Annotated in this window: 16 protein-coding genes and 1 pseudogene; 10 read left to right on the top strand and 7 right to left on the bottom strand. The window is 49.5% G+C overall.

The features are described 5' to 3' along the window. Nucleotides 1-3 precede the first annotated feature (3 nt). Nucleotides 4-1,197, top strand: a complete 1,194-nt coding sequence (gene trpB / locus FFT88_RS05110) for a tryptophan synthase subunit beta (protein ID WP_000209509.1) — start codon at nucleotides 4-6, stop codon at nucleotides 1,195-1,197. Beyond that, the gene (trpA, locus tag FFT88_RS05105) at nucleotides 1,197-2,003 is read left to right on the top strand and encodes a tryptophan synthase subunit alpha (protein ID WP_130258917.1); all 807 of its coding nucleotides are present in this window, start codon (nucleotides 1,197-1,199) and stop codon (nucleotides 2,001-2,003) included. The genes trpB and trpA overlap by 1 nt, the downstream gene beginning before the upstream one ends. A gap of 51 nt (nucleotides 2,004-2,054) precedes the next feature. On the opposite strand, the gene ompW is transcribed toward trpA, so the two are convergent. Beyond that, nucleotides 2,055-2,708, bottom strand: a complete 654-nt coding sequence (gene ompW, locus FFT88_RS05100) for an outer membrane protein OmpW (RefSeq protein ID WP_135404293.1) — start codon at nucleotides 2,706-2,708, stop codon at nucleotides 2,055-2,057. A 201-nt stretch (nucleotides 2,709-2,909) separates the two neighbouring features. On the opposite strand from ompW, the pseudogene FFT88_RS25530 reads away from it, so the two are divergent. The 4 genes and pseudogenes from FFT88_RS25530 to yciA form a co-directional block, all read left to right on the top strand. Continuing rightward, a pseudogene (locus FFT88_RS25530) lies at nucleotides 2,910-3,124 on the top strand (YkgJ family cysteine cluster protein); the annotation flags it as partial. Nucleotides 3,125-3,151: 27 nt separating this feature from the next. Continuing rightward, nucleotides 3,152-3,895 carry a YciC family protein gene (locus FFT88_RS05095; protein WP_130208877.1) on the top strand — a complete coding sequence of 248 codons (744 nt, stop codon included), beginning with the start codon at nucleotides 3,152-3,154 and terminating at the stop codon, nucleotides 3,893-3,895. Nucleotides 3,896-3,924: 29 nt separating this feature from the next. Further along, nucleotides 3,925-4,464, top strand: a complete 540-nt coding sequence (locus tag FFT88_RS05090; protein WP_000808667.1) for a septation protein A — start codon at nucleotides 3,925-3,927, stop codon at nucleotides 4,462-4,464. Between the two features lie 104 nt (nucleotides 4,465-4,568). Next, nucleotides 4,569-4,967 carry an acyl-CoA thioester hydrolase YciA gene (gene yciA, locus FFT88_RS05085; RefSeq protein WP_130208879.1) on the top strand — a complete coding sequence of 133 codons (399 nt, stop codon included), beginning with the start codon at nucleotides 4,569-4,571 and terminating at the stop codon, nucleotides 4,965-4,967. Nucleotides 4,968-5,007: 40 nt separating this feature from the next. On the opposite strand, the gene tonB is transcribed toward yciA, so the two are convergent. Next, nucleotides 5,008-5,727: a TonB system transport protein TonB gene (tonB, locus tag FFT88_RS05080; RefSeq protein WP_064528843.1), complete on the bottom strand. Its 720-nt coding sequence runs from the start codon at nucleotides 5,725-5,727 to the stop codon at nucleotides 5,008-5,010. Between the two features lie 223 nt (nucleotides 5,728-5,950). On the opposite strand from tonB, the gene FFT88_RS05075 reads away from it, so the two are divergent. Together FFT88_RS05075 and kch are read left to right on the top strand one after the other, a co-directional pair. Further along, nucleotides 5,951-6,247, top strand: coding sequence for a YciI family protein (locus FFT88_RS05075; RefSeq protein ID WP_000967595.1), 297 nt, complete (start codon nucleotides 5,951-5,953; stop codon nucleotides 6,245-6,247). A gap of 327 nt (nucleotides 6,248-6,574) precedes the next feature. Further along, a complete protein-coding gene (kch, locus tag FFT88_RS05070; RefSeq protein WP_130222791.1) occupies nucleotides 6,575-7,828 on the top strand; it encodes a voltage-gated potassium channel protein in 1,254 nt (417 codons plus the stop codon). 54 nt (nucleotides 7,829-7,882) lie between these two features. Here the strand turns inward: kch and FFT88_RS05065 are convergent, their stop codons facing one another. Then, complete coding sequence (locus tag FFT88_RS05065; protein ID WP_122983112.1) at nucleotides 7,883-8,056, bottom strand: YciY family protein; 174 nt, start codon at nucleotides 8,054-8,056, stop codon at nucleotides 7,883-7,885. Between the two features lie 142 nt (nucleotides 8,057-8,198). Here FFT88_RS05065 and cls point away from each other — a divergent pair, with 142 nt between their 5' ends. Both cls and FFT88_RS05055 read left to right on the top strand, forming a co-directional pair. Beyond that, nucleotides 8,199-9,659 carry a cardiolipin synthase gene (cls, locus tag FFT88_RS05060; RefSeq protein WP_130208884.1) on the top strand — a complete coding sequence of 487 codons (1,461 nt, stop codon included), beginning with the start codon at nucleotides 8,199-8,201 and terminating at the stop codon, nucleotides 9,657-9,659. A gap of 34 nt (nucleotides 9,660-9,693) precedes the next feature. After that, entirely contained in the window at nucleotides 9,694-10,023 is a 330-nt protein-coding gene (locus FFT88_RS05055; protein ID WP_000366958.1) for an HI1450 family dsDNA-mimic protein, read from the top strand. A gap of 52 nt (nucleotides 10,024-10,075) precedes the next feature. Here the strand turns inward: FFT88_RS05055 and oppF are convergent, their stop codons facing one another. The 4 genes from oppF to oppB are packed head-to-tail and all read right to left on the bottom strand — an operon-like array spanning nucleotide 10,076 to nucleotide 13,945. Next, on the bottom strand, nucleotides 10,076-11,080 hold the full coding sequence (oppF, locus tag FFT88_RS05050; protein ID WP_130216026.1) for a murein tripeptide/oligopeptide ABC transporter ATP-binding protein OppF: 1,005 nt from the start codon (nucleotides 11,078-11,080) through the stop codon (nucleotides 10,076-10,078). Next, nucleotides 11,077-12,090 (bottom strand): murein tripeptide/oligopeptide ABC transporter ATP-binding protein OppD, encoded by a 1,014-nt coding sequence (gene oppD, locus FFT88_RS05045; protein WP_135404292.1) that lies wholly within the window; start codon nucleotides 12,088-12,090, stop codon nucleotides 11,077-11,079. The genes oppF and oppD overlap by 4 nt, the downstream gene beginning before the upstream one ends. Nucleotides 12,091-12,101: 11 nt before the next feature. Continuing rightward, nucleotides 12,102-13,010: an oligopeptide ABC transporter permease OppC gene (oppC, locus tag FFT88_RS05040; RefSeq protein WP_135404291.1), complete on the bottom strand. Its 909-nt coding sequence runs from the start codon at nucleotides 13,008-13,010 to the stop codon at nucleotides 12,102-12,104. A gap of 14 nt (nucleotides 13,011-13,024) precedes the next feature. Next, nucleotides 13,025-13,945, bottom strand: coding sequence for an oligopeptide ABC transporter permease OppB (gene oppB / locus FFT88_RS05035; protein ID WP_135404290.1), 921 nt, complete (start codon nucleotides 13,943-13,945; stop codon nucleotides 13,025-13,027).

Genomic DNA, 13,945 nt, shown 5'->3' with positions numbered 1-13,945 from the left:
ACAATGACAACATTACTTAACCCGTATTTTGGTGAGTTTGGCGGCATGTACGTGCCACAAATCCTGATGCCTGCTCTGCGCCAGCTGGAAGAAGCTTTTGTCAGCGCGCAAAAAGATCCTGAATTTCAGGCCCAGTTTAACGACCTTTTGAAAAACTATGCCGGGCGCCCAACCGCGCTGACCAAATGCCAGAACATTACGGCTGGCACGAACACCACGCTGTATCTGAAGCGCGAAGATTTGCTGCACGGCGGCGCGCATAAAACCAACCAGGTGCTGGGCCAGGCTTTACTGGCGAAGAGGATGGGTAAAACCGAAATCATCGCCGAAACCGGCGCCGGTCAGCATGGCGTGGCCTCGGCACTTGCCAGCGCCCTGCTCGGCCTGAAATGCCGTATTTATATGGGTGCCAAAGACGTGGAGCGCCAGTCGCCTAACGTTTTTCGTATGCGCTTAATGGGTGCGGAAGTGATCCCGGTGCATAGCGGTTCCGCGACGCTGAAAGATGCCTGTAATGAGGCGCTACGCGACTGGTCCGGTAGTTACGAAACCGCGCACTATATGCTGGGCACCGCGGCTGGCCCGCATCCTTATCCGACCATTGTGCGTGAGTTTCAGCGGATGATTGGCGAAGAAACGAAAGCACAGATTCTGGAAAGAGAAGGTCGCCTGCCGGATGCCGTTATCGCCTGTGTTGGCGGCGGTTCGAACGCCATTGGCATGTTTGCTGATTTCATCAACGAAACCGACGTCGGCCTGATTGGCGTAGAGCCTGGTGGTCACGGTATCGAAACCGGCGAGCACGGCGCACCATTAAAACATGGTCGCGTGGGCATTTATTTCGGTATGAAAGCGCCGATGATGCAAACCGAAGACGGGCAGATTGAAGAATCATACTCCATCTCCGCCGGACTGGATTTCCCGTCCGTTGGTCCACAACATGCGTATCTCAACAGCATCGGTCGCGCTGATTATGTTTCAATTACCGATGATGAAGCACTGGAAGCCTTTAAAACGCTGTGCCTGCACGAAGGGATTATCCCGGCGCTGGAATCCTCCCACGCGCTGGCCCATGCGCTGAAAATGATGCGCGAAAACCCGGAAAAAGAGCAGCTACTGGTGGTTAACCTTTCCGGTCGCGGCGATAAAGACATCTTCACCGTTCACGATATTTTGAAAGCACGAGGGGAAATCTGATGGAACGCTACGAATCTCTGTTTGCCCAGTTGAAGGAACGCAAAGAAGGCGCATTTGTTCCTTTCGTCACACTCGGTGATCCGGGCATTGAGCAGTCGCTGAAAATTATCGATACGTTGATCGAAGCAGGTGCTGATGCTTTGGAGCTAGGCATCCCCTTCTCCGACCCACTGGCGGATGGCCCTACGATTCAAAACGCTACACTGCGTGCCTTTGCGGCGGGTGTGACCCCGGCGCAGTGCTTTGAGATGCTGGCACTGATTCGTCAAAAACATCCGACCATTCCTGTTGGCCTGCTGATGTATGCCAACCTGGTGTTTAACAAAGGCATTGATGAGTTTTACGCTCAATGTGAAAAAGTCGGCGTCGATTCGGTGCTGGTTGCCGATGTGCCAGTTGAAGAGTCCGCGCCCTTCCGCCAGGCCGCGTTGCGTCATAATGTCGCACCTATCTTTATCTGCCCGCCGAATGCTGATGATGATTTGCTGCGCCAGATTGCCTCTTACGGTCGTGGTTACACCTATTTACTGTCGCGTGCGGGCGTGACCGGAGCGGAAAACCGCGCGGCATTACCGCTCAATCATCTGGTCACGAAGCTGAAAGAATACAATGCTGCGCCTCCATTGCAGGGCTTTGGCATTTCCGCCCCAGACCAGGTAAAAGCAGCGATTGATGCAGGGGCCGCAGGCGCGATTTCTGGTTCGGCCATTGTTAAAATCATCGAGCAACATATTAATCAGCCAGAGAAAATGCTGGCGGCACTGAAAGCTTTTGTACAACCGATGAAAGCGGCGACGCGCAGTTAATACGAGACAAACCGCCAGAAAACATCTGGCGGTTTATTGACGGGCAAATAATTAAAAACGATAACCCGCAGAGAACATAAATACCCACGGGTCGAGGCGTACGTTGTCTGAATAACGCCCTGCAGGCAACACTGCGCCATTGGATTTATATTTCACCTCAGTGTCGATATCCATGTACCAGACCGACATATTAAGCAACCAGTCACGGTTGATGAGATAATCCACACCTACTTGTCCCGCCACGCCCCATGAATCCTTCAGACTAAGATCGGATAAGCCAAGACCTTCACCGGTGTCATTGAAGTCATTATTAAAAAAGGTGGTGTAGTTAATACCCGCACCAATGTAAGGACGGAATTTACTGCCGGAATCGCCAAAATACCATTGTGCCATCAGTGTTGGCGGTAAATGGTGGACTGTCGCAATATCCCCGGTTGTGGCTGTGCCAACTTTATGACGAAACGGCGATGCCGCCAGCAATTCCACACCGATGTTATCGGTCGCCATATAAGTGAAGGTCAGGCCCAGTTGGGTGTTATTGGTCACGCTAAAGCCACCCAGACTTCCCAGAGTTCCATCCGCGCCTTCCGTTGGACGCACCGTTGCCGAACCTGCACGAATGAAAAACTCGCCTGCCTCATGCGCAAAGGCAGTGCCAGAGAGAAGAGTTGTTACTGCCAATGCCGCCACTGTTAATTTTTTCATGTTCGCTCCGTCGTTATGGTTATAAAAACGTGACGAATATACCTACATTGGAGTAACAAATGATCCTACATAGATCACACTCCATTCGCTAAATGACCATTTATTGATCTGGATTAATTTAGAAGTTGTATCGCAAATCCTGGTTAATGCGATTCAAATCAATTTGAATGCTTTTCATCTCCGAAAGTATTCTTTTGCTACCTTATTGGCCTTTTAAGCAGGCGGTAAGTTGCGGTATTTATGCATACAGCCCTTCTGCTTGTCAGGAATTTGTCGTGTCCGGAGAAAGCAATGGATCCTGTGATCGCACCCACGCACGCTGTGGATTACCTGCGCTTTACAAAGATATGCTTTTCCATACAGGTCGTGATGCTGCCACTGAAGGGATAACCAGGGTACAATTGCCCGCTAATTAACACCTGCATAAAACTCAAGGAGAGTGCATGTCTATCACGGCGCAGTCCGTATACCGTGACACCGGAAATTTCTTCCGTAATCAATTTATGACCATTCTGTTGGTATCGTTGCTTTGTGCATTTATCACAGTGGTGTTAGGACATGTTTTCTCACCCAGTGACGCACAGCTTGCGCAGCTCAATGACGGCGCGCCCGTTAGTGGCGGCGGTGGGTTGTTCGATCTGGTGCAAAATATGTCCCCGGAACAGCAACAAATTTTGCTGCGTGCTTCCGCTGCGTCCACTTTTTCAGGATTAATCGGTAACGCCATACTCGCCGGAGGCGTAATATTAATCATCCAACTGGTGTCCGCGGGTCAGAGAGTCAGTGCGCTACGCGCTATTGGTGCCAGTGCGCCGATATTGCCAAAGTTATTTATTCTGATTTTTCTGACTACCCTTTTAGTACAGATTGGCATCATGCTGGTGGTCGTTCCGGGAATTTTAATGGCCATTTTACTGGCACTGGCGCCGGTGATGTTGGTGCAGGATAAAATGGGCGTTTTCGCCTCTATGCGCAGCAGTATGCGGCTGACATGGGCGAATATGCGTCTGGTGGCACCTGCAGTACTAAGCTGGTTACTGGCAAAAACACTGTTGCTGCTGTTTGCCTCTTCGTTTGCCGCATTAACCCCGGAAATTGGTGCCGTACTGGCGAATACCTTAAGCAACCTGATTTCAGCCGTATTGCTTATCTATCTGTTCCGCCTGTACATGTTGATTCGCCAATAACCTGAAGTATTTGATTACGGAATCGTAAAATGAAGCAGTTTCTTGATTTTTTACCGCTGGTTGTCTTCTTCGCGTTCTACAAAATTTATGACATCTATGCGGCAACTGCGGCGCTCATCGTCGCCACGGCAATTGTGCTTATTTATAGCTGGGTTCGCTTCCGGAAAGTTGAGAAGATGGCCCTGATCACCTTCGTTCTGGTGGTTGTTTTCGGTGGTCTGACTCTGTTCTTCCACAATGATGAGTTTATTAAATGGAAGGTCACTGTCATCTACGCTCTGTTTGCCGGTGCTTTGTTGGTTAGCCAATGGGTAATGAAAAAGCCGCTGATTCAGCGCATGCTGGGTAAAGAACTCACTCTACCGCAGCCGGTGTGGTCGAAACTGAATCTGGCCTGGGCAGTCTTCTTTATTCTTTGTGGGCTGGCGAATATCTACATCGCATTCTGGCTACCGCAAAATATTTGGGTCAACTTCAAAGTGTTCGGTCTGACCGCCCTCACCTTAATCTTCACACTGTTAAGCGGTATTTATATCTACCGCCATATGCCGCAGGAAGATAAATCATAATCTGTCTGCCGGCCCTTCTGGGCCGGCGCTGCATATCCTCTGTTCTCATTTGGAAAATCATAGTAGCATCGCGCCTGTGATTTTCCTTTTATGTCGGTTTTACCATGTCTACAACACCTAACGTCCCTCAGGGCGATCTTGTTTTACGTACTTTAGCCATGCCTGCCGATACCAATGCCAATGGCGATATCTTTGGTGGTTGGTTGATGTCGCAGATGGATATTGGCGGTGCCATTCTGGCAAAAGAAATTGCCCACGGTCGCGTCGTGACCGTGCGGGTTGAAGGAATGACTTTCTTACGACCAGTTGCGGTTGGTGATGTGGTGTGCTGCTATGCGCGCTGTCTCCAAAAAGGGACGACATCAGTCAGCATTAATATTGAAGTATGGGTGAAAAAAGTGGCGTCTGAGCCGATTGGGCAGCGCTATAAAGCGACGGAAGCGTTATTTAAGTATGTTGCCGTCGACCCTGAAGGAAAGCCTCGTGCCTTACCTGTAGAGTAATAGTCAAAAGCCTCCAGGTTGGAGGCTTTTGATTTTCAGGTTATTGAATTTCGGTGGTGCCGTTAATTTTAAACAGGATATTCACCACAATCCCACTTCCGGGTTTGCCCGGCTCATAACGCCATCTGCGCATCGCGTTTTTCACTTCGCGCTCAAACATGTTCGCTGGTTTGGCTGAAAGAATTTGTACGTTATCCACGCGACCATCCGGTGTGACGTCAAATTTAACTTTAACCTGCCCTTCAATGCGTAGTGCCTGCGCGCGCGCCGGATACTGCGGTTGATTACGGCTTAATGCCCGTGGACCAGACGCGACACTTGTGACCGGTTTGCTGGTTGCAGCCGTTGCCGTACTTGATGTCGGGCGAGCTGGTGCCGTATTTTCAAACGGTGACGCCGGACGTGACTCTACCGGTTTGACATCGCGTTTTGGCTGCTCCTGTACCTTTTTCACCGGCTTCGGTTTTGGCTTAGGTTTCGGCTTCGGCTTTTCAATGACTACCGGTGCTTCTTTTGGCGGTTCTGGTATCGGCTCAGGCTCCGGTTCTGGCTCCACCACTGGTTCCGGCGGCGGTTGAACGGCTTGTGGCGGCTCAAGTTCGGCCGGGGCAACCATGGTGACAGAAATCGGCTGCGCGGGCGCAGGTAGTTCAATAACCTGATGTACCGAGGTATAGAGTAGACCCGCCACAACAGCACCATGAATGCAGACAGAAAGTAACGTCGGCCAGGGGAAGCGGCGAGGTAAATCAAGGGTCATTGAAGTCATAATCGTTTCAGTAAAAAAACCAGGCCTCGATTTTAAATGCAAATAGCAATCATATTCAATAAGGCAAGACGATCAGGATCAGTGAAAACGCAATTTTTGGCGCTGTTAACCTTACTTTTAGTGACGCCTTAACAAAGACATCATCTTTCCGTTGCAGATCTTCGCCCTTTCAAATAACGTACTTTATAACTTTTCCGAACAAGGAGTTGTGCCCGTGTTGTATGTTATTTACGCTCAAGACAAAGCCGATAGCCTCGAAAAGCGCCTTTCCGTTCGTCCGGCACATTTAGCGCGTTTGCAGTTACTGCATGATGAAGGGCGTCTGCTGACCGCCGGTCCAATGCCAGCGGTAGACAGTAACGATCCAGGCGCCGCAGGATTTACTGGCTCAACCGTTATTGCTGAATTTGAATCGCTGGAAGCAGCCCAGGCCTGGGCAGATGCCGATCCGTACGTGGCAGCGGGAGTCTATGAGCACGTTTCCGTGAAACCGTTTAAGAAAGTGTTCTGAATATCAACATCCAGGGGCGCGGTGACAGAAACCGTGCTCTTGTTTTTTCTTTATATTTACCGATGCCCCCAATCCACATATTTACCGATGCCCCCAATCCACCACCACAAACAGATAATAACTTTATCTGTATCTCCCTATATACCCTCGGCATCTCCGTCTAAAAATGACAAAATTTCTCTGTCTGACTCGGTTTTGATCAATCAAAACCTTTGATTGCTGCGGATAAAGTCATCTACTATGGTTTAACACATTCACGTGCCGCATGTTTTTCACATTCTGTACGCGTGAAGATAATTAAACAAAATTGTGGTTACAGAGGTATCAGTGAGTCACTGGGCTACATTCAAGCAAACAGCGGTAAATTTATGGGTGACCCTGCGGCACGATGTTATCGCGCTGGCGGTCCTTTCAAATGGATTGCTTATTTTTAAAACAATTTATGGCATGTCGGTCAATCTGCTCGATATTTTCCATATCCAGGCGTTTTCAGAACTTGACCTCTCCTTGCTGGCCAATGCGCCACTGTTTATGCTCGGCGTCTTTCTTGTTTTGAACTCGATCGGCTTGCTATTTCGGGCAAAGCTGGCATGGGCTATCAGTATCATTTTATTGCTGATAACGCTGATTTACACCCTGCACTTTTATCCCTGGCTTAAATTCAGCATTGGTTTTTGCATCTTTACCTTGATAATTTTGTTGGTGCTGCGTAAAGACTTCTCTCACAGTAGTGCTGCGGCCGGGACAATTTTTGCTTTTATTAGTTTTACGACGTTACTGTTTTACTCTACCTACGGCGCCCTTTATTTAAGCGAAGGTTTTAATCCGCGAATAGAGAGTCTAATGACCGCGTTCTATTTTTCGATAGAAACTATGTCAACCGTGGGCTACGGCGATATCGTCCCGGTTTCTGAATCAGCGCGCCTGTTTACTATTTCGGTCATTATTTCCGGTATTACCGTTTTTGCCACCTCCATGACCTCGATTTTCGGTCCGCTTATCCGCGGAGGATTCAATAAACTTGTGAAAGGAAACAATCATACAATGCGTCGTAAAGATCACTTTATTGTTTGCGGGCATTCCATTCTGGCAATCAACACGATTCTGCAACTGAATCAACGCGGACAAAATGTCACGGTTATCAGCAACCTGCCAGAGGATGATATAAAACAGCTTGAACAAAGACTCGGTGACAATGCCGATGTTATCCCCGGTGACAGCAATGACAGTTCAGTACTAAAAAAAGCGGGAATTGATCACTGTCGGGCTATTCTGGCGTTAAGTGATAATGACGCCGATAATGCTTTTGTCGTTCTGTCGGCTAAAGATATGAGCAAAGATGTTAAAACCGTGCTTGCCGTTAGTGATAGCAAAAACCTGAATAAGATTAAGATGGTGCATCCGGATATTATTCTTTCACCGCAGCTATTTGGTAGCGAGATACTGGCGCGTATTCTCAATGGGGAAGAAATTAATAATGATATGCTCGTCTCGATGTTGCTGAACTCCGGGCATGGCATTTTCAGCGATAACAATGACGACGAAGCCAAAACTGACAACAATGAATCTGCGCAAAAATAGATTTTCACGGCGGAAAGATAATCTTAATGGGCACCGCGTTGGTGCCCAGAACATTTAGATATTGTAGATCGCAAACAATAACGAGTTTCGCTGTTTGTTTAGAAGGCACTTCCTGATGCTGTGGATACGCATATTTCGGCGTGACTGCCCCTCAAGCCAACGCGATTTCCGTCGGCTAGCCTGACGCTGCATGCGCCAGCGCCCCACTTCCGTTCTACTCCGCTTCATGTTAACTACTCTATGCAATAACAGAGCGGTCATTATACCCCCGGTCCCGACGCTGACCAGTGCTTTTACCGCGTTTTTATTTGCCAGATGAATCCATATGCGTAAACTCATAACAATGCGCTTTCAAAAGGATTTCTAATCTATGACAACCGTTTATACGTTGGTGAGTTGGTTGGCCATTCTGGGATACTGGTTGCTCATTGCAGGCGTAACTTTACGCATTCTAATGAAACGACGCGCAGTTCCCTCCGCCATGGCCTGGCTGTTGATCATTTACATTCTGCCATTGGTCGGAATTATTGCTTATCTGGCCGTTGGCGAACTCCATTTAGGCAAACGCCGTGCCGAACGCGCCAGAGCGATGTGGCCTTCCACGGCGAAATGGCTTAACGATCTTAAAGCCTGTAAGCATATTTTTGCTGAAGAAAATAGCAGCGTCGCTGGACCGTTATTCAAGCTCTGTGAGCGTCGTCAGGGGATCGCCGGGGTCAAGGGTAACCAACTGCAACTGATGACCGAGTCTGATGATGTGATGCAGGCGTTAATCCGCGACATTCAACTCGCTCGCCATAACATTGAGATGGTGTTTTATATCTGGCAACCAGGCGGTATGGCAGACCAGGTGGCAGAATCTTTGATGGCCGCAGCACGACGCGGTATTCATTGCCGATTAATGCTCGACTCTGCGGGGAGTGTTGCTTTTTTCCGTAGCCCGTGGCCAGAGTTAATGCGAAATGCCGGTATCGAAGTGGTCGAGTCCTTAAAGGTTAACCTGATGCGCGTATTCTTACGCCGCATGGACCTGCGCCAGCACCGCAAGATGATCATGATCGATAACTACATCGCCTACACCGGTAGCATGAATATGGTCGATCCGCGCTTCTTCAAACAGGATGCGGGCGTAGGACAATGGATTGATCTAATGGCTCGCATGGAAGGCCCTATCGCCACCGCGATGGGAATTATCTACTCTTGCGACTGGGAGATTGAGACGGGAAAACGTATTTTACCACCACCGCCTGATGTCAATATTATGCCGTTCGAGCAGGCCAGCGGTCATACGATTCATACCATCGCTTCCGGCCCTGGATTCCCGGAAGACCTGATCCACCAGGCTTTGCTGACTGCGGCTTATTCAGCTCGTGAATATTTAATCATGACGACGCCCTACTTCGTCCCCAGCGATGATTTACTTCACGCAATCTGCACGGCGGCGCAACGCGGGGTTGATGTCAGTATTATTTTGCCGAGGAAAAATGACTCAATGCTGGTAGGCTGGGCCAGTCGCGCATTCTTTACAGAACTACTTGCTGCTGGGGTTAAGATTTATCAGTTTGAAGGTGGGTTACTGCATACCAAGAGCGTGCTGGTCGATGGCGAATTAAGTCTGGTTGGCACCGTTAACCTCGACATGCGTAGTCTGTGGCTGAATTTTGAAATCACGCTGGCTATTGACGATAAAGGTTTTGGTGCCGATCTGGCTGCCGTTCAGGACGACTATATTTCTCGTTCGCGTCTGCTCGATGCGCGGCTGTGGTTAAAACGTCCACTCTGGCAACGTGTCGCCGAGCGACTGTTTTACTTCTTCAGCCCGTTGCTGTAAAACGTCGCCAACAGAGATTAAACAGGTAGTGACTATGGATATGGATTTAAACAATCGCCTGACTGAAGATGAAACGCTTGAGCAGGCCTACGATATTTTTCTCGAACTGGCCGCTGATAATCTCGATCCGGCTGATGTTCTGTTGTTCAATCTGCAGTTTGAAGAGCGCGGTGGTGCAGAGTTATTTGATCCGGCGGAAGACTGGCAGGAACATGTTGATTTCGACTTAAACCCGGACTTTTTTGCCGAAGTGGTGATTGGTCTGGCAGACAGTGAAGATGGCGAAATCAACGATATTTTCGCCCGTATTTTGTTATGCCGCGAAAAAGATCACAAACTTTGCCATATTATCTGGCGGGAATAAATAATCGCTTTTGGCGTGATAAAGGGCTGACAACTGTCAGCCCTTTTTGTTTTTAAAGCGGATCGACTTTCAGGCAAGAAACGGCATGCCTGAAACTCCCCTCCAGCACAGGTCGTGTTTTGGCACACTCCGGACCGGCAATCGGGCAACGAGTGCGGAACACACAACCAGAAGGCGGGTTGATGGGCGACGGTAATTCCCCTTCCAGTAACTGGATAGATTTATTCCTCTCCAGATCAGGGTCTGGAATGGGGACTGCCGACATCAATGCTTTGGTATAGGGATGCAACGGATTGTGGTAGACCTCATCATACGTCCCCAACTCTACCGCATGGCCGAGATACATCACCAACACGCGATCGGAAATGTGTTTTACCACGGCCAGATCGTGAGCGATAAAAATTAATGACAATCCCATCTCACGTTGCAACTGCTGGAGTAAATTCACCACCTGCGCCTGGATTGACACGTCCAGCGCCGACACCGGTTCGTCGCAGATAATCAGCTTCGGTTCGAGGATTAGCGCACGCGCAATCCCGATACGCTGACACTGACCGCCGGAAAACTCATGCGGATAACGGTTAATCAGGTTAGGTAGCAAGCCGACTTTCATCATCATCACCTTCACGCGCTCGCGAACTTCCTGGCGTGACATTTTCGGATGATAGGTACGCAGCGGTTCAGCGATGATCTCGCCGATGGTCATACGCGGGTTTAGCGATGCCAACGGGTCCTGGAAAATCATCTGAATATCACTGCGAACGGCACGCCATTCATCGGGCTTCATGCCCAGCAACTCTTTACCTAACCAGGCAACATGACCGTCGGTAGCTTTGACCAAACCGATGATGGCACGGGCAAAGGTGGACTTTCCACAACCTGATTCCCCTACGACGCCCAACGTTTCCCCTTCATATAACCTGAGCGTCACACCATCAACGGCCTTAAGGGTTTTCGGCGGTTGCCAGAACCACTGTTTGCCATCTTTGATCTCAAAGTGCACTTTCAAATCGGCAATTTCGAGGAGGACTTTTCTTCCTTCGGTTACAGCATTCATAACAGTTCCTCCACCGGTTTAAAGCAGGCACGCAGTCGGCCTGGCGTGAACTCTTCCAGCGGCGGCGCGCTACTGCAAATCTCCATCGCATACGGACAACGCGGCTGGAACGGGCAACCTTTCGGCAAACGTAGCAGGTTTGGCGGGTTACCCGGGATGGTCAACATAGTTTCACCTTCCGCATCAAGACGCGGCACCGCATTGAGTAAACCGATAGAATAAGGATGAACGGGTTCATAAAAGACATCGCGCGCGTTGCCATATTCCATCGTGCGCCCAGCGTACATCACCAGAACTTTGTCACAGATCCCCGCGACCACACCGAGATCGTGGGTGATCATGATAATGGCAGTATTAAATTCCCGCTTCAGTTCATTCAATAGCGTCATGATCTGCGCCTGTACTGTCACGTCCAGCGCAGTAGTCGGTTCATCGGCAATCAGCAATTTAGGTCGACACAGCAACGCCATCGCAATCATCACACGCTGACGCATGCCGCCAGAAAACTCATGAGGGAACATCTTCATGCGCTTACGCGCTTCTGGCATTTTCACCGCATCGAGCATTCGTACCGATTCTTCAAACGCTTCGGCCTTGCCCATACCTTTATGCAGCATCAGCACTTCCATCAACTGCTCGCCGACGCGCATGTATGGATTTAACGAGGTCATCGGATCCTGAAAAATCATCGAGATTTGTTCAGCGCGCAGTTTATTAAGTTCACGTTCTGGCAGATTGAGGATTTCGCGCCCATTAAAGGTTGCCGATCCACCAATGCGTCCGTTAGCCGCCAGCAGCCCCATTAAAGCAAACGCGGTTTGCGACTTACCGGAGCCAGATTCGCCAACGATACCCAGCGTTTCCCCGGCACGCAGGGAAAAATTTAAATCATTGACCGCCGTGACGTCACCGTCCGGGGTACTAAATGTCACTCGCAAATCTTTCACGTTCAGCAGTGCGTGAGCCTGTTGCTGTGCGAGCGGCACGGTTGCAGTTTCAATTACGCTCATGGCTGCACTCCTTAACGATCTTTCGGGTCGAGGGCATCACGCAAGCCATCGCCGATAAAGTTGAAACAAAACAGTGTCACCACAAGGAAACCTGCCGGAAATAGCAGCAACCACGGAGAGACTTCCATCGAGTTCGCACCATCACTGAGCAATGCGCCCCAACTACTTAATGGCTCTTGCGTACCCAGTCCCAGGAAGCTAAGAAAAGACTCAAAGAGGATCATGCTGGGTACCAGCAGAGAGGCATAGACCACCACCACACCAAGCACGTTCGGCACAATGTGGCGAATCACAATGCCGGGCGTAGATACACCGCCAACTTGTGCCGCCTCAATAAACTCTTTGCGCTTCAGACTAAGGGTTTGACCACGCACGATACGTGCCATGTCCAGCCAGGAAACCATCCCAATCGCTACGAAAATCAGCAGGATGTTTTGACCGAAAAAGGTCACCAGCAAAATGACGAAGAACATGAACGGAAAGGAGTTGAGGATTTCCAGCAGGCGCATCATTACGGAATCCACCTTGCCGCCAAGATAACCGGAAAGTGAACCATAAAATGTTCCTACGACTACTGCCACCAACGCTGCAGCAACACCAACCATTAATGAGATGCGCCCACCAATTGCAACGCGCACCAGCAGATCGCGACCGGAAGAGTCGGTACCAAAGTAGTGACCAGATTCCATATCCGGGGCGCTGGACATCATCGCCCAGTCGGTGTCGTCATAGGCAAATTGCGAGAGCATCGGCGCCAGGATAACAAACAGTGCAATAAGCACCAGTACAATCAGACTGGCCACTGCTGCACGGTTATGCATAAAACGTCGACGTGCGTCCTGCCATAAACTGCGGCCTTCGACCTCCAGCTTTTCACTGAAATTCTCCAGCGTCTCGCTGTTTTTCTTACTTAACATCATCGCGAGCTCCAGTATCAGTAACGGATTTTCGGGTCGATAACCGCATATAGCACATCGACAATGGCATTGAACAAAATGGTTAAAGCACCAACCAGAATGGTCAGGCTTAACACCAATGAATAGTCACGGTTCAAGGCACCATTAACAAACAATTGTCCGATGCCCGGCAAACCGTAAATGGTTTCGATAACCATAGAACCGGTGATAATGCCAACAAATGCGGGTCCCATATAAGAAAGCACCGGTAGCAACGCGGGCTTTAATGCGTGGCGGAAAATAATGCGCCGCATGGGCAGCCCTTTTGCGCGTGCGGTACGAATGAAGTTGGAGTGTAAAACTTCAATCATCGATCCACGGGTGATACGCGCAATACTGGCGATATAAGCCAGTGATAAGGCAACCATCGGCAGGATCATAAATTTCAGCGCCCCACCATTCCAGCCACCGCCCGGTAGCCAATGCAAAATGATCGCGAATATCATGACTAATAATGGCGCAACAACAAAGCTTGGTATAACCACTCCCGTCATAGCAAATCCCATGACGGTATAGTCCCATTTGGTGTTTTGTTTTAATGCGGCAATAACGCCAGCACTAACGCCCAGTACCACTGCGAGGAAAAATGCAGCAGCGCCCAGTTTTGCTGAAACGGGAAAACTGGATGCGACCAGGTCATTGACCGAATAATCTTTATATTTAAATGAAGGACCGAAATCGCCATGAGCCAGTTGTTTCAGATAGCTGAAATACTGCGTCATGATGGGATCATTAAGATGATATTTCGCTTCAATATTGGCCATTACTTCTGGCGGTAACGTACGTTCGCCGGTAAAGGGACTTCCCGGCGCGAGGCGCATCATAAAGAACGAAATAGTAATAAGAATAAATAGCGTCGGAATCGCTTCCAGACAGCGACGTAGAATAAATTTTAACAT

The organism is Escherichia sp. E4930 (assembly GCF_005845405.1).
Lineage (GTDB): Bacteria > Pseudomonadota > Gammaproteobacteria > Enterobacterales > Enterobacteriaceae > Escherichia.
Note: the sequence above shows the minus strand (reverse complement) of the source record. Positions and strands in the feature narration are given on the sequence as shown.